Genomic DNA, 19469 nt, shown 5'->3' with positions numbered 1-19469 from the left:
AGCCGATGGCCTCGGCGCGGAACTCGTTCTCGCGGATGGCCTGCAGCACGCGGCCAAACGGCGAGTTGACGATGCGCAGCAGCGCCAGCACCAGCGCCACGGCAGTGACAAACAGCAGGTAGTAGCAGATCAGGCGCCCGTCGATGCTCACGCCCAGGAAGGGCTCTTCAAACGGCTCGAAGCTGGGCGACAGAAACTCTGGCACCTTGAAGGTCAGGCCGTCTTCGCCGCCGGTGATGTCGGAGAGCTGCGAGGCCAGCGTCTGGAACGCGGCGGCCACGGCGAGCGTGATCATGGCGAAGAAGATGGCCCGCACGCGCAGCGAGAACAGCCCCACCGCCAGCGACAGCAGCAGAGACAGCAGCAGCGCCCCGCCAATGCCCACGCCCAGCGCCGTCCAAGTAGGCCCCAGGCGCGTGGTGGCCACGGCAATGCCATAGGCCCCAATGCCAAAGAACATGGTGTGCGCAAAGCTCACGATGCCGGTGTAACCCAGCAGCAGGTCGAAACTGGCGACCAGCACCACAAAGATGAGCACCTTGGCTGCCACCGACAGCGCCTTGACGCCGGGGAACAGAAAGGGTGCGAACGCCAGCCCGAGGAGGATGGCTATCAGGATGGCCGCCAGCACCTTGCTGCGCGGGTAGTCGCCGGAGAGAAGTCGGTTCAGCATGTCAGTCGGCTCCTCATCAGCGGTTGGCGACCGGGTAGACGCCTTGCGGGCGCCACAACAGGATCGCCACCATGAGGGCAATGTTGGAGAACAGCGCCACCTTGGGCACCAAAAAGCCGGTGTAGTTGGCCATGAGCCCCACCAGCAGCGCGCCGATGAGCGCACCGCCCGTGCTGCCCAGGCCGCCGATGATGATCACGATGAAGATCAGCACATTGACCTGCGCACCCATCTGCGGGATAACGCTTTGCTGGTACAGGCCCCACATCACGCCACCCAGGCCGGCCAGGGCCGAACCCACAACAAACACGCCGATGAACAGGCGACGGATGCGGTAGCCCAGGCTCTCGACCATCTCGCGGTCTTGCACGCCCGCGCGGATCAGCAGGCCCACCTTGGTGCGCGACAGCGTCCAGGCCAGCACGCCAAACACCAGCAGGCCCACAGCCACGGCCACCAGGCGGTATTTCTCGATGGCGGCATCGCCGATGAGCAGCGAGCCACGCATGCCCTCGGGCAGCGGCAGCGGGATCTGCGCGGGGCCCCAGATGACCTTGATGAGCTCTTCACCAATGATCATGCCGCCCATGGTGATGAGGATCTGCTTCAAATGCTGGCCGTACACGGGCCGCACGATGAAGCGCTCGAACGCCAGGCCCACGGCACCGGCCACGGCCATGGCCACCAGCATGGCGGGCAGCACGGCCATCAGATTGCGCCACAGGTCAGCGCTTTGGGTGTAGTCGCCCATGGCGCCCAGCACGCTGGTGGCCACAAAGGCACCGAGCGCAATGAACACGCCGTGGCCGAAGTTCAGCACGTCCATCAGGCCGAACACCAGCGTGAGGCCCGAGGCGATGATGAACACGATCATGCCCATGGCCAACCCCGCCACCGTGAGCGTGAGCCAGGTGCTGGGCGAGCCGATGAAGGGCAACACCAAAAGCGCAAGCGCTGGCACCAGCGCCAGGGGCTTCCAGTCGAAGTCGCGGGCCATGTTGCTCATGCCAAACCTCCTTGCCAGGGGGTGGTCGGGAGCACGGTCACTATGTTTTTGATAGCTGGTAGCGCTTGATAAATAAGCGCCAGAGCATCAAAAGGCTTGAAATTGGATGTAAAACTCATAGTGCCAACCCCAGCAGCGAGCGCTGCAGTTCTTCGTCCTCGGCCAGCGCGGCCATGCTGCCTGCATGCACCACTTGGCCGTTGTCCATCACGGCCACGGTGTCACCGAGCCGCTTCGCGAAATTGATGTTCTGCTCGACGAGCAAAATGGTCACGCCACTCTTCTTGAGCTGGTCGAACGCCTCGATCATGTTGTTGATGATGGCGGGCGCGAGGCCCTTGCTGGGCTCGTCCACGATGAGCAGATCACGCGGTTCCACGATGGCGCGGCTCACCGCCACCATCTGCTTTTGGCCGCCGCTGAGCTTGCCCGCCGGGTGGTTCCAGAACTTCTCCACAGCGGGGAAAAGCTTGAAGATCCATTCGAGCCGCGCCTGATCCATCTGCACGGCGTTGCTGGCCTTGCGGGCGGCCAGCAGCATGTTTTCTTTCACCGTGAGGTCAGAGAAGATGCCCATGTTTTCGGGCACGTAGGCGATGTTCATGCCCGCGATCTGCGGGGTGTTCATGGCGGTGATGTCTTTGCCACCGAAATGGATGGAGCCCTGCGACGCATGCCACAGGCCCATGATGGTGCGCAGCGTGGTCGTCTTGCCCGCGCCGTTGCGCCCCAGCAGCATGGTGAGCTGCCCCTTGGGTACAGCCAAGTCCACACCGTGCAGGATGTGGTACGCGCCAATGTGGGTGTGTACGCCCTTGAGTTCAAGCAGATTGGGGGGGGTCGCCGTGCTCATGCCGCCTCCTTTTCTGCTTCCTTGCTGACGCCCAGGTAAGCCTCTTGCACCACGGGCGATGCAATCACCTCGGCCGGTGGGCCGTCGGCCACCAGCGTGCCGTTGGTCAGCACGATGATGCGGTCGGCCAGCTCGCGCACCACGTCCATCTTGTGCTCCACCAGAAGGATGATCTTGGTCTTGTCTTTTTTAAGCTCGCGGATCAGGTTCAGGATCACGGGGGCTTCGTCGTGGCTCATGCCGGCCGTGGGCTCGTCGAACATATACACCTGCGGCTCCAGCGCCATGAGCAGCGCTACCTCCAGCTTGCGCTGGTCGCCGTGCGGCAGGCTGGCCACGGGGGTGTCGGCGCGGTCGCTCATCGCCACGGCCTGCAGGATCACTCGGGCACGCTGGGTCAACGCGTTGTGGTCGCTCCAGATGCTCCAGAGGTTCATGCCCCGGCGGTGCTTGCCCTCGTGCGTGGCCTGCACGGCCAGACGCACGTTTTCCAGCACACTGAGGTTGGGGAAAAGGTTGGTGAGCTGAAACGCCCGGCCCAGGCCCGCATGCGTGCGCGCCGAGACCGATTGCCCCGTGAGATCTTGTCCACCCAGCGTGACAGTGCCACTGGATGCCTTGAGTTGCCCGGAGATCAGGTTGAAGTAGGTGGTCTTGCCCGCGCCATTGGGGCCCACGATGGCGGTCAGCGTGCCTGGCTCGAAGGAGCAGGTCACGCCATTGACCGCCACATGGCCGCCGAAGCGGATGGTCAAGTCCTTGGTGGCCAAGGTGCTCATGGGTGTTTTTTCACTTTCACTGTCGTCAGTCGATAGAAGGGGCGCCCGGCCGAGCGCCCGCTTCACTTTAGGGGCAGGTGCCGATCACGTAGTAGTTCGGCCCGGTCTGCTTCAGGGTCTTGGTCACGAACACATTCCACAGGCCCATGTTCTGGTTGGAGCCCAAGGCAAAGGTGTAGCCACCTGCGGCATACGCGCGGCCCGCCATGGTGTGTGCATAGTTGCTGGATGTGGTGCAGGTGGCTGTGCCACCGGAGCCAGCCAGCGTGGTGCCGGATGCGGCTGCCGAGGTAGCGCCCTCAGCACCGTTGGCATCGGCAGCGCGCACCGTCCAGCTGTAGGTGATGGATGCGGCCAGGCCGGTGTCGGTGTAGCTCGTGGCCGTCACCGGCAGCGCGTTGACCTTGTTGGCGTTGCGATAGACGTTGTAGCTGGCGGCACCGGAGACGGCAGCCCAGCCAATGGCCATGCTGTTCGATGTAGCACCCGAAGTGCTCACACCCGTGGGTGCGGGCAGCGCGGCCGGGGGCGGCGTTGTGGTGCCCGAGCCGCTGGAGACCGCGTCCACCATGGCCTTGATCGCAGCCATCTGTGGGCCGGACTTCTTGGAATAGTTGGCGTTGTCATAGCCCCACCAGTCCCAGCAGCTGTTGGTGGCTGCCGTGCTGGTCTGCGGGTACAGCATCACGATGTTGTTGGTGTCGGCCCAGCGGTTGTAGCCCGTGTTGCGCACGTACTGCTGCTGCACGTTGCTGACGTTCTGTTTGCAGCCATGCAGCACCACGTGCAGCTTGCAGGTGGCACTGCCGCCTGCCTGGCAAGCCTGCGGAATGTAGGCCCAGCCGGTGGTGGCCATGCCGTGGTTGGTGATGAACTGGCTTTGGTTGAACTCTACGTAGTTGCCCGCGGGAAGCGTGGCGTTGTTGCGCGCGTTCAGCGTGCCGTACAGGTGCTGCAGCATGGCCCCGGCCAGGTCGAAATTGCAGTCGTTGATGTAGGGCGCGCCATTGGTGGAGCAGCTGCTGCCGTAGTCATCGGTGATCATGGCGTGCTGGGCCGCGATGTCTTTTTTATAGACCACGTTGGCAGCGGGCACGAAGCTGTTGTAGTAGGTGCGCAGCGCATCCATCACGCCGGGCTTGACCGTGCTGTCGAGCGTGCCCGAGAACAGATAGACCTTGGAGCTTTGCAGGTTGGCCACGGGGTCGATGGCGCCCTGGCTGGCCCAGGTGTTGGTGGTGCTCACCAGCGTGCTGGTAGGAATGCCCGCCGGGCTGGCCATGCAGCGCCCGGTGGCGTTGGTGATCGAGCCCTCGGCGCAGTAGAACGGCCCGCCCGCCACCACGCCCGCGCCCTTGGCAAACGTGGCCGAATACGCCACGTGCAACTGCACGGCCATGAAGCCGCCCGACGACAGCCCCGACACCGTGGTCTGCGTCTTGTCGATGTTGAGCGCGGGAAGGTTGACGGCGGCCATTACGCCACCTGTTCCGCACATTGCGATGGCAGCTCCTGCTGCGGCCGCCCGGATGAAATTGAAAGCCATGTTGTCTTGTCTCCAAATAATTTTGAAAAAAACCGACCCAGCCCCCGTGTAGACCCGGGGGTTCATGTATCAATTCACTGGAAAAAGAGGGGCGGCCGCCCCTGCGGGATGTGCCCCGAAGGAGCAGAACATGTGTCCTGTCCAACGGGCCTCGCTAACACATTGAAAGGACCGGCTTATCGCTTGTTGCGAATCGGCACGTTCATTTCTTCAGGCTTGATCTCGCGCACCAGCTCGGGCACGCCCCAGGCGAAGGCCGGGTCCACCTTGATCTTGAAGTGGTACATGCTCTGCATGGCCTGGTGGTCTTCCTTGCGGAAGGTCATCTTGCCCTTGGGGGTGTCAAAACTCATGCCTTCCATGGTTTTGATGAGCTTGTTGGTGTTGGTGTCGCCGTTCGTGGCCTTCAGGGCCGTGACCAGGGCCATGGCCGAGCTGAAGCCGCCAGCGGTGAAGAAGTCTGGCGGCGTCTTGAACTCCTTGTAGTGCGCGGCCACCAGGGCTTCGTTCACCGGGTTCTTGGGGATGCCGAAGTAGTAGTACGTGGCGCCTTCCATGCCGGGGAAGTTCTTGTAGGCGGCCATGGCGGGCAAAATGTTGCCGCCCGTGGCAATCTCGATGCCGTAGCGCTTGAGGTCCAGATCGGCGATCTTGAACGGGTTGCCCGCACCGGCCCAGATGATGAAGATCACCTTGCGGCCGGGCACGTCCTTGAGCTTGTCGATCAGGCGCTGGGCACCGGCGGTGAAGTCGGTGGTGGTGGTGGGCAGGTATTCCTCGTGCACCAGCTTGGCGGTCTTGAGGGAGTCCTTGAAGGCCTTCACGCCGTCACGGCCGAAAGCGTAGTCCTGGGCCAGCGTAGCAACCGTCACGCCCGCCTTGTCGATGGCCACGGCGTTGCTGATGGCGTCCTGGCTGCTGTTGCGGCCGGTGCGAAAGATGTACTTGTTCCACTTGTCACCCGTGATGGCGTCGGCCACGGCGGGCTCTACCAGCAGGATCTTTTTGTATTCCTCGGCCACGGGCAGCAGCGCCAGGGCCACGCCGCTGGAGGTGGGGCCCACGGCGATGTCGGCCTTGTCATCCGAGTAGGCCGAGGCCAGCAGGCTCTTGCCCAGGTCGGGCTTGCCTTGGTCGTCTTTCTCGATCACGACGATCTTCTTGCCGCCCACGGTCATGGTGCCGCCAGTGGCGTAGTCCAGGCCCATCATCAGGCCCGTCTGGGTCTGCTTGCCATAGGCCTCCAGCGGGCCGGTCTTGCTATAGACGTGGGCAATGCGGATTTCGCCGGTCTGCGCGAAGGCGGGGGCAGACAACGTGGCGGCGGTAACAGCTGCGGTGGCGAGGGCGACCAGGGTGCGACGGTGCATAGAGAAGTCTCCTGTTGTGATGCCTGAACATTGCACAGTCCGTGCCAGGCTGCAAGTGATTGATTTTCAAGAAACTTTTATTTACACGCCATAAGTATTGGTCAAATTCAATACAACTTGTCTGTCCAATATTCAGGCATATGTTCAGTAATTAATCAGGGTTTTCCAGGCGTCCATAAAGCGTCGCGCGCGAGATTCCCAGCTGCCGGGCAGTGGCCAGCTTGTTGCCGCCGTGGGCCTTCAAGGTGGCGGCGATGGCGCGCTGCTCCAGCTCGGCCACTTGCTCGGCCAGTGGGCGCAGGTAGCGGGCTTCGTCGTCGGTTTCGCCCGTGGGGACTGCATCCAACACCGGGGCTGGGGCTGCGGGTTCCACACCGGCCTCGCGCAAAACACGCTCCAATTGCGCCGCGTCGATGGGCTGGGAGTCGCCGCGCATCACGGCTTGCTCGAGCACATTGCGCAGCTCGCGGATGTTGCCGCGCCAGGGCTGGCCCGCCAGCAGGGCCAGCGCGTCGGGCAGCAACTCGGGCGGCGGGGTGCCGTTGCGCATCGCCAGGTCTTCGCCCAAGGCTTCGACCAGTGCCGGGATGTCGCCCCGCCGCGCCCGCAGCGGGGGCACGCGCACGGGCAGCACATGCAGCCGGTAGAACAAATCCTCGCGGAACCGGTTTTCGCGCACCAGCGCCGCGAGGTCGCGCGAGGTGGCGGCCAGGATGCGTACATTGAAGGGCACAAGCTTGTTGCTGCCCAGCGGCTCGATCTCGCCCTCTTGCAGCGCGCGCAGCAGTTTGGCCTGCAGGCTTTGTGGCATGTCGCCGATTTCATCGAGGAACAGCGTGCCGCCATCGGCCAGCTTGAACTTGCCGTCGCGCCCCCTGCGGTCCGCGCCGGTGTAGGCGCCGGGGGCCACGCCAAAAAACTCGGCCTCCAGCAGCGTGTCGGGCACGGCGGCGATGTTCACACTGACGAACGGACCGCTCGCACGGCTCGACGCCGCATGGATCGCGTGGGCCAGCAGCTCTTTGCCGGTGCCGGTCTCGCCCAGCAGCAGCACGGGGCTGGTGGACTGTGCCGCGCGCCGCGCCTGGCGCTTGACCTCAGCCGCAGCGGGGCTGGAGCCAATGAAGCTGGCAAAGGTGTATTTGGCGCGCCGCTCGCCGTCGCCCGCCACGGCCAGCGAACGGCTGCGCTGGCTGGCCAGCTCGCGCCGGGCATCGTCCAGGTCGCGCTGCAGCAGCGCAAACTTGCTGATGAGCGGCTGCAGCGTGGTCTCGGGATGATCGACCAGCACGATGCCGATGGCGCCGATCACGCGGTCGAGCTCATCGCGCAGCGGGATGCGGCTGACCACGAAGGTGCCCGCCTTGTTGGTGAGCAGGTCGATCAGCACGGGCTGGCCGGTCTCCAGCACGCGGCGCATCTGGGTGTTGGGGATCACCTCCTCGACCGTGCGCCCCACGAACTCGTCGACCGACGAAAACCCCAGGTCGGGCAGGAAGCGCTGGTAGCCCTCATTGACCCAGACGATGCGTCCGTTGCGGTCCACCAGGAACATGCCCTGGCTGACGCTGGAGAACAGCTGGAACATGGAGCGCGCCGCCAGTTCAAGGATGCCCTGGGCATCCATCGGCAGTGCGGGGGCGTCGTCAGCAAGCAAAGGCATGCGCTGATGGTAGCGCGACAGGGTGCACGTCCTCGCCATGGCGCGCTGGAAGCGCGGCCTTGCGCACTCAAAATGCTATCAAATATATAGCTATTAGCGCTTATTCATCAAGCGCTAGGTGCCATTTTCATTCAAACCTTCAGTCGATAAAATGGCTTGCGCCAGCATCTCTTTCGCAGGCTGCTGTTGCTGCTGTTGCGCCGCTAGCGAAGCCATGCGCAACACGACCATGGGTTGAATGGCGGCCAGCGCCTGCGCCTGGCGAACGGCCAGGGGCTGGTCCACCAGGATGCAGGGCTTGCCCGTGCGGCGGCAGTGGTCCTGCACGCGCCAGTATTCATCGTGGCTGATACAGCCCGTCTGACAGATCACCAGATCCGCAGCGGCCAGGCTGGCGTCCAAGGCAGCATCGGCCTGCAGGCCCGACGAGTCGGCAAACTGGAGCGCTGCAGCGCCCTGCTCCATCACACGGGTCTGCACCTTGGCCTCGGCTGCGAGGCGCCAGCGCAGGCATTCGCGGGACAGGGCGGCAATGCGCTCAGCCAGCGCCCCGATGTGGCGCCCCATGGCCCGGCGCCGTGGCAGGCCGGGCGAGACCGCCTCCAACTGCGCAAGCTCCTCACGCGCCATGGCCAACCGCGTATCGCGCACCACCAGGGCACCGCGCAGCCGCACGATCTCGCCCTGCAGCGCCTGGATCTCGGCCGCCTGGGCGGACAGTGCGGTGCTGCAGCGCTGTTGGGCCTCGCCCAACTGGCGGCAAAGCACTAGAAACTCCCGCGGAAGTGAATGCATGGGTCAATCCTGCAAATAAGAACTATTCGCATTTTATGGTACCATTCAGTCATTGTTCGCAGCAAGTCGCCTGGTGGGAAAGGCGCCGGGGGCGCAAGGCCCCGGTGCCTGGCTTGCAACGGAAATCGTCGGCGCAAGGGACTGCTTGCGCTGTCTGGACATAAAAAAACCGCGCCCTGTGGCGCGGTTTTTTTGGTGCCCCGCTCACATGGGAGCGGTTTCAAAAGCTTTAAAAGCCTTGGCAGTTCCCCAGGCCTACGCCTGCGCCGCTTTGCGTGCAGCCCAGCGGCGCAGCAGGCGCGGCACGATCAGCACCGCCAGCACGATGATGATCAGCGTCACCGAACCGGGGCGCTCCAAGAAGATCGTCCACTTGCCTTCGCCAATCGACACCGCATTGCGCATCTGCGCCTCAGCCAGCGGGCCTAGGATCATGCCCACCACCACCGGCGCAGCCGGGAAGTCAAAGCGACGCATCACCACGCCCAAAAGGCCAATCGCATACAGAAGCACCAGGTCGAACGCACTTTGGCGCATGCCATATACGCCCAGCGTGGAGAACACCAAAATGCCCGCGTACAGGTACGACTTGGGGATGTTCAGCAGCTTCACCCACAGGCCCACCAGCGGCAGGTTCAAAATCAGCAGCATCACGTTGCCGATGTACATCGACGCGATCAGCGCCCACACCAGCGCACCGTTGGTGTCAAACAGCTGCGGGCCAGGCTGGATGCCGTAGTTCTGGAACGCACCCAGCAAAATCGCCGTGGTGTTCGATGTGGGAATACCCAGCGTGAGCAGCGGGATCAAAGTGGCCGTGATGGCCGCGTTGTTGGCTGCCTCGGGGCCGGCCACGCCTTCGATGGCGCCCGTGGTGCCGAACTCTTCCTTGTGCTTGCTCAGCTTCTTTTCCGCCGCGTAGCTCAGGAAGGTGGGGATCTCGCTGCCACCCGCAGGCACGGTGCCAAACGGGAAGCCGATGGCCGTGGCGCGCAGCCACGCGGGCCAGGAGCGCTTCCACTCCTCCTTGGTCATGTGGGTGCTGGTCAGGCGGTTCTGGGTTTCGTCGGTACGGCCTTCGTACATCACGTTGTACAGCGCCTCGCCCACGGCAAACAGGCCCACAGCGATCAGCACCACCTCAATGCCATCCATCAGCTCGGGCACACCACCGGTGTAGCGCGCCTGACCCGTGATCTGGTCGATGCCGATCAGGCCCATCGCCAAGCCAACGAACAGCGCCACCATGCCGCGCAGCGTGCTTTTGCCCAGCACCGCACTCACGGTGGTGAAGGCCAGCACCATCAGCATGAAATATTCAGGTGGGCCCAGGCGCACCGCGTATTCGGCCACCAGGGGGGCAAAGAACGTGACCAGCACCGTGGCGATGGTGCCCGCCACGAATGAGCCAATGGCCGCCGTGGCCAGCGCCGCACCCGCGCGGCCGTTCTTGGCCATCTTGTTGCCCTCCATGGCCGTGACCATGGAGCCCGCCTCACCGGGCGTGTTCAGCAAGATGGAGGTGGTGGAGCCGCCATACATCGCGCCGTAGTAAATCCCCCCAAAGAAGATCATCGACGCCGTGGCCTCGACCTTCACGGTGATGGGCAGCAGCATGGCCACCGCCACGGCCGGGCCGATGCCAGGCAACACGCCCACGGCAGTGCCGATGATGCAGCCCACAAAGGCCCACAGCAGGTTGATGGGGGTTGCAGCGGTGACGAACCCCTGCATCAAAAGGTTGAACGTTTCCATGGCGCGCGGGCTTTACAGCCACCCCGTGTTGGTCAGGCCGGGCAGATTGATGGCCAGCAATTGCGTAAACATCCAGTACACCGGGGCAGACACTGCGATACCGATGAAAGAATCCTTGATCCAGGCCTGCAGGCGCAGGTCCAGCTCGCCTTCGGCGCTTTTGAAGCCCCGCACCGACAGCACGAAGCACAGCGCACAACTCAGGATGAAGCCCAAGGTGGTGATGAGCAGGGCATTGAGCAGCAACCCGGCCGACACCCAGATGAAACCCTTCCAGTGCGCGCGCACGTCGCCTGAGCCGTCTTCCAGATCCCGGAACCCCCCTGTCAGTGCATGCACGATGCAAAGCACGCCGCAGACCAGCAAGACGATGCTGACCACCCAGGGAAAGAAATTGGGGCCCACGCCGCCGTAGCCCGCCTCGGAACTGACCGAGCTGGCCCCCCAGGCCAGGCCCAGCGAGAGCACCACCAGCCCCGCCCCCACCAGGGTTTGCAAGGGCTTGGAGCGCGACGAGTGTTGTTGTGTCATGTTTTTTCTCCTTCGCACCAACCAGCACGTACACCAGCGTGTGCGCTACTGCCGCCCAACCCACCTGGCAAGACAGGCAGAGCGGCTACAGCGCACGGCTTGCGATCAGATCATCCCGGACTTGGCCATCGTGGCGCGCATGCTGGCGAACTCGTTGTCCACGAAGTTGGAGAACTCGTCACCGGCCATCCATGCGGGGGTCCAGTTGTTCTTCTCCATCGCGTCCTGCCAGGCCTTGCTCTTGAAGGTCTTGGCCAACGAGTCGATCAGGGCCTTGCGCTGCTCGGGCGTGATGCCGGGGGCGCCGTACACGCCGCGCCAGTTGCCGATTTCCACGTTGATGCCCTGCTCCTTGAGCGTAGGCACGTTCACGCCCTTGAGGCGGGTGCCCGAGGTCACACCCACAGCGCGCATCTTGCCGGCCGAGATGTATTCAGAAAACTCGCTGTAACCGCTGCCGCCCACGGTGACATTGCCACCCAGAATGGCGGCGGTGGCCTCACCGCCCCCACGGAAAGCCACGTAGTTGATCTTGGCAGGGTCCACGCCCACTTCGCGGGCGATCATGGCGGCAGCGATGTGCTCGGTAGAGCCCCGCGAGCCACCGCCCCACTTCACGCTGCCGGGGTCCTTTTTGAGCTGGTCGATCACGTCCTTCATGGTCTTGAAAGGCGAGTTGGCGGGCAGCACGAACACGTTGTATTCGCTGGTCAGGCGCGCCAGGGGCGTGACCTTGTCCAGGCCCACGGGCGGCTTGCCGGTGATGATGCCGCCCAGCATCACGGCGCCCATCACCATCAAGGCGTTCGGGTCGCCCTTGCTGGCGTTGACGAACTGCGCCAGCCCGATCGCACCGGCGGCTCCGCCCTTGTTGTCATAGGACACCGACGATGCGGCGCCCGCGTCCTGCATCGCCTTGCCCAACGCGCGACCGGTGGAATCCCAGCCACCACCAGGATTGGCGGGAATCATCATCTTGAGGGCCGATGCCGTCTGGGCCGAGACGGGCAACACACCCGCAGCAGCCATGGCTGCCAGAGATTTCAGAAAGGTATCGCGACGCATGGAGTCTCCTGATAGGGTTACGAACGGCTCGATGATGCGCGCGCAGCCTGTCAAACGGCTGTCCTCGGACTCAGGGAAAACACCCATGCACCCCGCCCGACGAGACGGTGCTATGGTGCCGCGCATGCAACTGCTCCTTGTAGAAGACGACCCCACCATGCAGGCCACCTTGCACCGCGCACTGACACGCCGCGGCATGGAAGTAACCGCCGTGGGCGACGGGCGTGCGGCGCTGAACCAGTGGGCCGCCCTGCAGCCCGACGCGGTCATCCTCGACCTCACCCTGCCCGGCCTGGACGGCCTGCAGGTGCTGCAACAGGCGCGCAACCGGGGCCTGCGCACCCCCGTGCTGATACTCACCGCGCGGGGCACCGTGGGCGACCGTGTGGTGGGCCTGAACGCCGGTGCCGACGACTACCTGCCCAAGCCCTTTGACCTGGACGAACTGGAGGCCCGCCTGCGTGCCCTGGTGCGCCGCAGCGCCGACCCTGCCGTGGCCCCCCTGGCGCCCAGCACCATACAGATCGGCGCCATCCGCTACGACAAGGACAGCGGCGCGCTCTACCTGAACGGCGAGGTGATGGAGCTCACCCCCCGCGAACTGGCGCTGATGCACGCACTGCTGGCGCAGCCCGGCCACGCCGTGACCAAGGAGCGGCTGTATGAACTGGTGTTCCCCGGCCAGCTTGACGTGCAATACGAAGCCATCGAGGTGGTGGTGTACCGGCTGCGCAAAAAACTGACCGGCACGGGCCTCACCCTGATGACGCTGCGCGGCCTGGGCTACCTGCTGCGGGCCGATACATGAGCGTCGCCCCAAGCGCAGCACCGCGCTACCACTCGCTGCGCAGGCGCCTGCTATTGGGCATCCTGCTGCCAGTGGCGCTGTTCATCGCCTTCAACACCTTCAGCCTGTACCGCCAGACGCTGACATCGCTCAACACGGCATATGACCGCACCTTGCTGGCATCCGCCAAGAGCATCAGCGAGCAGCTCGACGTGAAAGGCTTCGACGACGCGGCGCAACTGCGCGCCATCGTGCCCTATTCGGCGCTGGAGGCTTTTGAGGCCGACAACCAGAGCCAGATGTTTTACCGCGTCTCGACATTGAAGGGCGAGATGGTGTCAGGTTTTGAGGAACTGCCGTTCTGGCAGGGCAGCATCCCCGATCGCCCGCCCTACGCCGCCCTGGTGGACTTCTACGATGACCAGTTCCGCGACCGGGACGTGCGCGTGGCCGTGCTGCTGCAGCCGGTGGCCAGCTCCGAAGGGCGCACCATGGCCGTGATCCAGGTGGCTGAAACGCTGGAAGTGCGCGAAACCCTGGCCCTGCAAATCCTGTGGAACACCCTGCTGCGCCAGGCCCTGCTGATCGCCGTGGTGGCCTTTACCGTAGTGCTGGTGGTGCAACGCGCCACCCGCCCCGTGCGCCAGCTCAGCCAGCAATTGCAGGCTCGGCGCGAGGGCGACCTGAGCCCCATCGCCGCGCCCCTGGCCCCGCGCGAACTGCAGCCACTGGTGGACGCCACCAACGAGGTCATGCAACGCCTGCGCCACCTGCTCAGGCACCAAAAGCGCTTCGTGCGCGACGCATCGCACCAGTTGCGCACCCCACTGGCCGTGCTCAAAACCCAGGTGCAATCGGCGCTGCATGGCGACCTGGAGCCCCGCCAAGCCCTGCACGAAATCAGCGACACGGTGGACCGGGCCACCCAACTCGCCAACCAGATGCTGGCCCTGGCCAAGGTGGAACAACTGCGCCAGCAAAGCGCCCCACCCACCACGCGGCTCGACGAGATACTGCGTGCCGTGGCACTGGAGATCTCACCCCTGATCGCGCAACGCGACCTCGATTTCGGCATCCACACTGAGCCCGCGCTGGTGCAGTCCCACGAATGGATGCTGCGCGAACTCAGCCGCAACCTGCTGCACAACGCCGTGCGCCACGCACCAGAAGGCAGCGAGCTGACTGTGGACCTGCGCAGCGACGGCCGCCACGTGGCGCTGACCATCAGCGACCACGGCCCCGGCATCGACGACGAACTGGCCGCCCGGCTGTTCCAGCCCTTCTCGGCCGGCGACGTGCGTACCGGCAGCGGCCTGGGCCTGGCCATCTGCCACGAAATCGTGCAGGCGCTGGAGGGCAGCATCACGCTCGTCAATCGCATGTCGGGCCACCAGATCGTGGGGCTTGACGCCGTCGTGCGCCTGCCCCTGCCCAGCGCGATGGCGAACGACGCGCCCGCAACTTAAGCGGCACAATCTCGCCCATGAATACCCTGGCGACAATGCGGCTGGACAAATGGCTCTGGTGCGCCCGCTTCTACAAAACCCGCAGCCTGGCCACCGAAGAAATCAGCAAAGGCCGCGTCACCCTCAACGGCCAACTGGCCAAGCCCGCACGCGACCTGCGCTGCGGCGACACCGTGGCCCTGCGGCAAGGCCCTGTGGAGCGCACCGTGCTGGTGAAAGGACTGAGCGGCGCACGCGGCCCGGCGCCCGTGGCCCAGCAGTTGTATGAAGAAACCGCCGACAGCATCGCCGCACGAGAGAACGCCGCAGAACTGCGCCGCCTGGCCCCCGAACCCGCCGCCACATTGCAAGAAGGCCGCCCCACCAAACGCGATCGCCGCGAGATCGACAAGGTGAACCAGCGCGGCAAAGAATGGGGCCAGAGGTGGAGTGCGTCGATCGACGAGTGACCGGCCACTTGCCTGCGCAGGCGACCCGCGCCATGCATGGCCCGCGTTGGATGGGTAGATTCAGCACCGGGGTGGGGCAAATAAAAAGCCCCACATGCTTGAAGCACTTGGGGCTTATCTTGGCGGAAACGGAGGGATTCGAACCCTCGATGAGGCTCTACACCCCATACTCCCTTAGCAGGGGAGCACCTTCGGCCACTCGGTCACGTTTCCAATCCCGCTATTATGCCTCATTTCAGAGGCGATTCTGGCGGGTTAGGCGGCTGGCTGGTCCAGCTCGAACGCCTTGTGCAGGCTGCGCACGGCCAGTTCGACGTACTTTTCGTCGATCACGACCGAGGTCTTGATTTCGGAGGTGGAGATCATCTGGATGTTGATGCCCTCTTCGCTCAGCACGCGGAACATCTTGCTGGCCACGCCCACATGGCTGCGCATGCCGATGCCGACGATGCTGACCTTGCAGATCTTGGTGTCGCCCACGACTTCCTGCGCGCCCAGGGCAGGTACCACTTTTTCCTTGAGCAGGTCCACAGTGCGCGCATAGTCGCTGCGGTGCACTGTGAAGCTGAAGTCGGTCTTGCCGTCCTTGCTCACGTTCTGGATGATCACGTCCACTTCGATGTTGGCATCGGCCACGGCGCCCAGGATCTGGTAGGCGATGCCGGGCTTGTCGGGCACGCCCAGCACAGAGATCTTGGCTTCGTCGCGGTTGAAAGCGATGCCGGATACGACGGCTTGTTCCATTTTTTCGTCTTCCTCAAAAGTGATCAGCGTGCCGGATTGGGCTTCTTCGTTGATGTCGATGTCCCAGGGCGTGAAGCTGGAGAGCACGCGCATGGGGACCTTGTATTTGCCGGCGAATTCGACCGAGCGGATTTGCAGCACCTTGCTGCCCAGGCTGGCCATTTCGAGCATTTCCTCGAAGCTCACCGTCTGCAGGCGGCGGGCTTCGGGCACCACGCGGGGGTCGGTGGTGTACACGCCGTCCACGTCGGTGTAGATCAGGCATTCGTGGGCCTTCATCGCGGCCGCCACGGCCACGGCCGAGGTGTCGGAGCCGCCGCGGCCCAGCGTGGTGATGTTGCCGTCGTCGTCAATGCCCTGGAAACCCGTCACGATCACGACCTTGCCGTTGGCCAGATCGGCACGCACGCGCTGGTCGTCGATGGATTCGATGCGGGCCTTGGTGTAGCTGCTGTCGGTGCGGATGGGCACTTGCCAGCCAGCGTAGCTGACCGAGCCCATGCCTTCGGCCTGCAGCGCAATGGCCAGCAGGGCCGACGATGCCTGCTCGCCCGTGGCGGCCAGCATGTCGAGTTCGCGGTTATAGGCCTCGGTAGCGCGGGGGGGAGCGAGTTCCTTGGCCAGCGCGAGCAGGCGGTTGGTCTCGCCGCTCATGGCGCTGGGCACCACCACCATCTGGTGGCCTGCGCGGGCCCACTTGGCCACGCGCTTGGCGACGTTGCGGATGCGCTCCGGAGAGCCCATCGAGGTGCCGCCGTATTTGTGAACGATCAATGCCATTGGAGTTTTTGGGGTGACGAATCCGAAGCCACGGCGCAGTGGTTGAAGAACAGGGGGAGGTTTTGGCGCGCCGCCGTTTTTCGTGCAGATAGGGGACCAAAACCTATGGATTGTACCAATCGAGTTTTGGGCCAGATCGCACTACAAAGCCGCGCCCCACCTTGATGCGTATGCCGTGGCCGCGCGTGGTGCACGCTTCGATCTGGTCGAGCAGTTCGCCAAGCTGCGCGGCGGCGGGGGTGGTGTGGTGAGCCTGGCGCAGCCAGTGGCGCAGCACATTGGCCTGCCGCGCGCGGCTGATCTGCTGCAGCAATGGGATCTCTGGCGGGTCTCCCACCAAGGCCAGGTCCTGCTGCGCCAGTTCACCCAGCAGCTCGGCGGCCTGGGCGGCGTTGGTGGCCGAACGCGCAAAGGTATCGCGAAACGATGGAAAGGCCGCATCTAATGCAGGCAGCAGCTGCGCGCGGATGCGGTTGCGCGTGAAACGCTGGTCGGTGTTGGTGGGGTCTTCCATCCAGGCTTGGCCTTGCGCTTGCAGCCAGCGGCGTACATCCGCGCCCGCCACCTGCAGCAAGGGCCGGTGCCAGGCCATGCCCGCGCGCCCCCAGCGGGCAGGCATGGCTGCCAGCCCGGCCACCCCTGCACCGCGCGACAAGGCCAGTAGCAGCGTTTCGACCTGGTCATCCGCATGTTGTGCAATTGCTATTGATTTGATAGCTGCTTGCGCTTTACTGGCAAGCGCTACCGCATCAAAAGCCTTGTATCTTGCCTGCCGGGCTGCATCTTCGGGGCTCTGGCCCGGTGCATGGCGGGCGTCCGGCCGCTCCACCCACAGCGGCACGTCGAGGCCTTGGCACAGCGCCGCGCAATGCTGCTCGAAGCCATCGGCTGCGGCCTGCAGGCCGTGGTGCACGTGGATGGCCTGCACCTGGCCGGGCCAGCGCCGGGCGCAGGCCAACAGCAGCGCGGTGGAATCCGCCCCGCCGCTCAGCCCCACCGCCAACGGCAGAGCGGGCGCGAAGGCCTCAATGGCGGCGTCGAAGGACTGGGTCATGCCTGCGACCCTCGCCCGCAGCAAAGGCCAAGCCAGGGGCCGGGGGCGGTATCAACAAGGCGGCAGCGGTGCATGGGCGCCGATTATCGCGGCCCCCTCGCTCGCTACCTTCAACCTTCAACCGCCGGGCGCGGACAAACGCGGCGCGGCGTGCGATGTATCGGTGGACAGGCGGAAACTGCCCACCACCTCAGACAGGCGCACCGACTGGTCCTTGAGGCTCTGCGCTGCGGCAGCGCTCTCTTCCACCAGCGCGGCGTTCTGCTGGGTCATCTGGTCAAGCTGCGTCACGGCCTGGCCCACCTCGCTGATGCTGGTGCTCTGCTCGTTGGTAGACGCGGTGATTTCGGCCATGATGTCCGTCACGCGCTGCACCGAGGTGACGATGTCGGTCATGGTAGTGCCCGCGTCGTGCACCAGGCGCGAGCCGTTTTCCACCTGCTCCACCGAGGTGTTGATCAGCGTCTTGATCTCGCGTGCGGCCTCAGCACTGCGCTGCGCCAGGCTGCGCACCTCGCCCGCCACCACGGCAAAACCCCGGCCCTGCTCGCCCGCCCGGGCAGCCTCCACCGCTGCATTCAGCGCGAGGATATTGGTCTGGAAGGCAATGCCGTCGATGACGCCGATGATGTCGTTGATCTTGCGGGAAGCGGCGTTGATCTGGTCCATGGTCGTCACCACATTGCCGACCACCTGGCCGCCGTGCTTCGCCACGCTGGATGCCTGGGCCACCAGCTGGTTGGCCTGGCGGGCGGAATCTGCGTTGTGCCGCACGGTTTCGGTGAGCTGCTGCATCGACGCCGATGTCTGCTGCAGGCTGGACGCCGCAAGCTCCGTGCGCCCGCTGAGGTCCTGGTTGCCGGTGGCGATCTCTTCGGACGCCACGCGCACCGAGTTGCTGGCGTCGCGAATCTGCGCCAACACGCCCGAAAGTTTGCCCGCAAAGCTGTTGAAGCTGGCCGCGATCTGCGCCAGCTCGTCCTCGCCCTGCGCATCAATGCGGCGCGACAGGTCGCCATCGCCCGCGCCGATCTCATGCATCGCGTCGCGCACCTGGGTAAGCCTGCGCAACCGACGCGACAGAATGCCCGCGAGCACCACCAGCGCCACCAGCAACACCACGATGCCCGCGCCCAGCGACACCTGCAGCATGGTGCTGATGGCCCGCAGCGCCTCGCCCCGGTCGAGCGCGATGGCCAGCAGCCAGGGCGTGCCGGTGACTGGTGCCACCGTGAGCAGTATGGCGCGGCCCTGCAGATCAAGCGCGGTGAGGTCGGTGCGCTGGGCCATGTCGACCAGCGCCGAGGCTGTGAGCGCTGGGGCCACGTCCGTGGCGGGCTTAAGGGCCAGTTTCACCTCGGGGTGGGCGATGATGCTGCCGTCGCGGCCCACCAGGAAGGCGTAGCTTGACGGCGTGGGCTTGATGGACGCCACATTGGTCACCACGTCCGCCAGCGACACATCGCCCGCCATCACGGCCTTGACGGCGCCACCCTCGCGCACGGCCTTGGCAAAGGTCACGACAAGCCCCGCGCCCCCGGCATCGGCATACGGCGCCGTGAGCACCGTTGCATCAGCCCCGGCAGCCTGCTTGTACCAAGGGCGTGCGGTGGGGTCGTAGTCGGGCGGCAGGTTCTGCTTTTCCGAAAACACCGTGCGCTTGTCGGCATAGCCGAAATAGGTGGTGTGAAAGCTGCCTGCCTTGGCCAGCATGAAGAGCGGCTTGGCGGCGTCCGCATCGTCCAGCGCCGCAGCGGCTGACTCGACCACGGCTGCCTTGCTGCGTGCCCAGTCGCGCAGGGCGTCGATGTGGCTATGTGCCAGCGCCTGCGACTGCGCCGTGAGCGAAGCGTAGGCCTGAGAACGCGCGTTGAGGTAGTTGGCCACGGTCAGGGCCACAAGCCCCGCCACCAGGCAAGCCACCGACACCAGCAGAATCTGTCCCTTGAGAGTTTTCAGAAGCGACATCGAGCACCTCCTCATTCGCCCGCACGGGCGGTTGCCGACGATGTTACTTCCTGTATCACCCTACTCCAGTGGGGGTAATTGCGGAGAGACGATGCGGCCGGTCGCCCGGGCCAGAAAGTAAAAACGGCCCCTCAGGGCCGTTTTTGCGGTGCTCGTGGTGCAGCAAAGCTGCGCCCTGTGGTGTC

The 19469-nt window shown here is 64.7% G+C and carries 17 protein-coding genes and 1 tRNA gene; 3 read left to right on the top strand and 15 right to left on the bottom strand.

From position 1 onward, the window contains the following. The 11 genes from Q0105_RS06875 to Q0105_RS06825 all read right to left on the bottom strand — a co-directional run. Positions 1–673, bottom strand: a 673-nt coding sequence (locus Q0105_RS06875) for a branched-chain amino acid ABC transporter permease (RefSeq protein ID WP_298210091.1), incomplete at its 3' end; no start/stop codon positions are given. 16 nt (positions 674–689) lie between these two features. Beyond that, positions 690–1679 carry a branched-chain amino acid ABC transporter permease gene (locus tag Q0105_RS06870; RefSeq protein WP_298210089.1) on the bottom strand — a complete coding sequence of 330 codons (990 nt, stop codon included), beginning with the start codon at positions 1677–1679 and terminating at the stop codon, positions 690–692. Between the two features lie 115 nt (positions 1680–1794). After that, positions 1795–2532, bottom strand: coding sequence for an ABC transporter ATP-binding protein (locus Q0105_RS06865; RefSeq protein ID WP_298210087.1), 738 nt, complete (start codon positions 2530–2532; stop codon positions 1795–1797). Next, positions 2529–3311, bottom strand: a complete 783-nt coding sequence (locus tag Q0105_RS06860) for an ABC transporter ATP-binding protein (protein WP_298210085.1) — start codon at positions 3309–3311, stop codon at positions 2529–2531. Before Q0105_RS06860 ends, Q0105_RS06865 begins: the two co-directional genes overlap by 4 nt. Before the next feature lie 67 nt (positions 3312–3378). Next, positions 3379–4857, bottom strand: coding sequence for a PHB depolymerase family esterase (locus tag Q0105_RS06855; protein WP_298210083.1), 1479 nt, complete (start codon positions 4855–4857; stop codon positions 3379–3381). Between the two features lie 176 nt (positions 4858–5033). Beyond that, positions 5034–6227: a substrate-binding domain-containing protein gene (locus tag Q0105_RS06850; RefSeq protein WP_298210081.1), complete on the bottom strand. Its 1194-nt coding sequence runs from the start codon at positions 6225–6227 to the stop codon at positions 5034–5036. A gap of 151 nt (positions 6228–6378) precedes the next feature. Then, positions 6379–7890: a sigma 54-interacting transcriptional regulator gene (locus Q0105_RS06845; RefSeq protein ID WP_298210079.1), complete on the bottom strand. Its 1512-nt coding sequence runs from the start codon at positions 7888–7890 to the stop codon at positions 6379–6381. Positions 7891–8004: 114 nt separating this feature from the next. After that, positions 8005–8685 carry a DUF2325 domain-containing protein gene (locus Q0105_RS06840; protein ID WP_298210077.1) on the bottom strand — a complete coding sequence of 227 codons (681 nt, stop codon included), beginning with the start codon at positions 8683–8685 and terminating at the stop codon, positions 8005–8007. Between the two features lie 255 nt (positions 8686–8940). Further along, a complete protein-coding gene (locus Q0105_RS06835; RefSeq protein WP_298210075.1) occupies positions 8941–10440 on the bottom strand; it encodes a tripartite tricarboxylate transporter permease in 1500 nt (499 codons plus the stop codon). Between the two features lie 12 nt (positions 10441–10452). Then, a complete protein-coding gene (locus Q0105_RS06830; RefSeq protein WP_298210072.1) occupies positions 10453–10971 on the bottom strand; it encodes a tripartite tricarboxylate transporter TctB family protein in 519 nt (172 codons plus the stop codon). A gap of 105 nt (positions 10972–11076) precedes the next feature. After that, positions 11077–12036, bottom strand: a complete 960-nt coding sequence (locus Q0105_RS06825; RefSeq protein ID WP_298210070.1) for a tripartite tricarboxylate transporter substrate-binding protein — start codon at positions 12034–12036, stop codon at positions 11077–11079. Positions 12037–12160: 124 nt separating this feature from the next. Here Q0105_RS06825 and Q0105_RS06820 point away from each other — a divergent pair, with 124 nt between their 5' ends. The 3 genes from Q0105_RS06820 to Q0105_RS06810 are packed head-to-tail and all read left to right on the top strand — an operon-like array spanning position 12161 to position 14738. Continuing rightward, positions 12161–12844, top strand: coding sequence for a response regulator transcription factor (locus Q0105_RS06820; RefSeq protein ID WP_298210067.1), 684 nt, complete (start codon positions 12161–12163; stop codon positions 12842–12844). Further along, positions 12841–14289 carry a sensor histidine kinase gene (locus Q0105_RS06815; protein ID WP_298210065.1) on the top strand — a complete coding sequence of 483 codons (1449 nt, stop codon included), beginning with the start codon at positions 12841–12843 and terminating at the stop codon, positions 14287–14289. The genes Q0105_RS06820 and Q0105_RS06815 overlap by 4 nt, the downstream gene beginning before the upstream one ends. Positions 14290–14306: 17 nt before the next feature. After that, on the top strand, positions 14307–14738 hold the full coding sequence (locus Q0105_RS06810) for an RNA-binding S4 domain-containing protein (RefSeq protein WP_298210063.1): 432 nt from the start codon (positions 14307–14309) through the stop codon (positions 14736–14738). Positions 14739–14858: 120 nt separating this feature from the next. Here Q0105_RS06810 and Q0105_RS06805 read toward each other — a convergent pair. The 4 genes from Q0105_RS06805 to Q0105_RS06790 all read right to left on the bottom strand — a co-directional run bounded on the left by Q0105_RS06805 (position 14859) and on the right by Q0105_RS06790 (position 19284). Next, a tRNA-Ser gene (locus Q0105_RS06805) sits at positions 14859–14951 on the bottom strand. A 42-nt stretch (positions 14952–14993) separates the two neighbouring features. Further along, positions 14994–16262 carry an aspartate kinase gene (locus Q0105_RS06800; RefSeq protein WP_298210061.1) on the bottom strand — a complete coding sequence of 423 codons (1269 nt, stop codon included), beginning with the start codon at positions 16260–16262 and terminating at the stop codon, positions 14994–14996. 103 nt (positions 16263–16365) lie between these two features. Continuing rightward, entirely contained in the window at positions 16366–17316 is a 951-nt protein-coding gene (gene tilS, locus Q0105_RS06795) for a tRNA lysidine(34) synthetase TilS (RefSeq protein WP_298210059.1), read from the bottom strand. Positions 17317–17433: 117 nt separating this feature from the next. Continuing rightward, positions 17434–19284: a methyl-accepting chemotaxis protein gene (locus Q0105_RS06790; protein WP_298210057.1), complete on the bottom strand. Its 1851-nt coding sequence runs from the start codon at positions 19282–19284 to the stop codon at positions 17434–17436. Between the last annotated feature and the right edge of the window lie 185 nt (positions 19285–19469).

It is taken from the genome of Acidovorax sp. (assembly GCF_027492855.1).
In the GTDB taxonomy this organism is placed as follows: domain Bacteria; phylum Pseudomonadota; class Gammaproteobacteria; order Burkholderiales; family Burkholderiaceae_C; genus Acidovorax.
This window is presented reverse-complemented; position numbering and strand designations above follow the sequence as displayed.

What these genes read in the sequence shown, in the direction of transcription:
- Q0105_RS06870 (WP_298210089.1), bottom strand. Translation starts at nt 1,679, where the DNA reads ATGAGCAACATGGCCCGCGACTTCGACTGGAAGCCCCTGGCGCTGGTG.
- Q0105_RS06865 (WP_298210087.1), bottom strand. Translation starts at nt 2,532, where the DNA reads ATGAGCACGGCGACCCCCCCCAATCTGCTTGAACTCAAGGGCGTACAC.
- Q0105_RS06860 (WP_298210085.1), bottom strand. Translation starts at nt 3,311, where the DNA reads ATGAGCACCTTGGCCACCAAGGACTTGACCATCCGCTTCGGCGGCCAT.
- Q0105_RS06855 (WP_298210083.1), bottom strand. Translation starts at nt 4,857, where the DNA reads ATGGCTTTCAATTTCATCCGGGCGGCCGCAGCAGGAGCTGCCATCGCA.
- Q0105_RS06850 (WP_298210081.1), bottom strand. Translation starts at nt 6,227, where the DNA reads ATGCACCGTCGCACCCTGGTCGCCCTCGCCACCGCAGCTGTTACCGCC.
- Q0105_RS06845 (WP_298210079.1), bottom strand. Translation starts at nt 7,890, where the DNA reads ATGCCTTTGCTTGCTGACGACGCCCCCGCACTGCCGATGGATGCCCAG.
- Q0105_RS06840 (WP_298210077.1), bottom strand. Translation starts at nt 8,685, where the DNA reads ATGCATTCACTTCCGCGGGAGTTTCTAGTGCTTTGCCGCCAGTTGGGC.
- Q0105_RS06835 (WP_298210075.1), bottom strand. Translation starts at nt 10,440, where the DNA reads ATGGAAACGTTCAACCTTTTGATGCAGGGGTTCGTCACCGCTGCAACC.
- Q0105_RS06830 (WP_298210072.1), bottom strand. Translation starts at nt 10,971, where the DNA reads ATGACACAACAACACTCGTCGCGCTCCAAGCCCTTGCAAACCCTGGTG.
- Q0105_RS06825 (WP_298210070.1), bottom strand. Translation starts at nt 12,036, where the DNA reads ATGCGTCGCGATACCTTTCTGAAATCTCTGGCAGCCATGGCTGCTGCG.
- Q0105_RS06820 (WP_298210067.1), top strand. Translation starts at nt 12,161, where the DNA reads ATGCAACTGCTCCTTGTAGAAGACGACCCCACCATGCAGGCCACCTTG.
- Q0105_RS06815 (WP_298210065.1), top strand. Translation starts at nt 12,841, where the DNA reads ATGAGCGTCGCCCCAAGCGCAGCACCGCGCTACCACTCGCTGCGCAGG.
- Q0105_RS06810 (WP_298210063.1), top strand. Translation starts at nt 14,307, where the DNA reads ATGAATACCCTGGCGACAATGCGGCTGGACAAATGGCTCTGGTGCGCC.
- Q0105_RS06800 (WP_298210061.1), bottom strand. Translation starts at nt 16,262, where the DNA reads ATGGCATTGATCGTTCACAAATACGGCGGCACCTCGATGGGCTCTCCG.
- tilS (WP_298210059.1), bottom strand. Translation starts at nt 17,316, where the DNA reads ATGACCCAGTCCTTCGACGCCGCCATTGAGGCCTTCGCGCCCGCTCTG.
- Q0105_RS06790 (WP_298210057.1), bottom strand. Translation starts at nt 19,284, where the DNA reads ATGTCGCTTCTGAAAACTCTCAAGGGACAGATTCTGCTGGTGTCGGTG.